This is a genomic window from Psychrobacter pygoscelis (assembly GCF_004335015.1).
GTDB lineage: Bacteria > Pseudomonadota > Gammaproteobacteria > Pseudomonadales > Moraxellaceae > Psychrobacter > Psychrobacter pygoscelis.
This window is the reverse complement of record NZ_RQRU01000032.1, coordinates 1-229: the sequence shown is the minus strand read 5'-3', so window position 1 is coordinate 229 and position 229 is coordinate 1. Positions and strand designations below refer to the sequence as shown.

The window sequence follows — 229 nt, the reverse complement described above, 5'->3', positions numbered from 1 at the left end:
ACAGTTAACGGTGAAGTCGCCCCCGTGACCCAAGCAATCATCGACGACGGAGTTGCCATTGAGATTGCCCCGGGCACTGAGGTTAGCGCTAGCGTCACTGACGCCGCCGGTAACCCCAGTCCTAACGTTACTGACAGAGCGCCCCAAGCAGACACCATAGCGCCAACTGCCCCAGTTATTGGCTTTGAAAGCACCGGTGCTGACGACGTTTATAACAGCGAAGAGGTGG

The 229-nt window shown here is 57.2% G+C and carries 1 protein-coding gene; it reads left to right on the top strand.

Annotated elements, in window-relative coordinates:
* On the top strand, nucleotides 1-229 hold a 229-nt coding region (locus EGV92_RS14055; RefSeq protein ID WP_165525642.1), incomplete at both ends, for a hypothetical protein.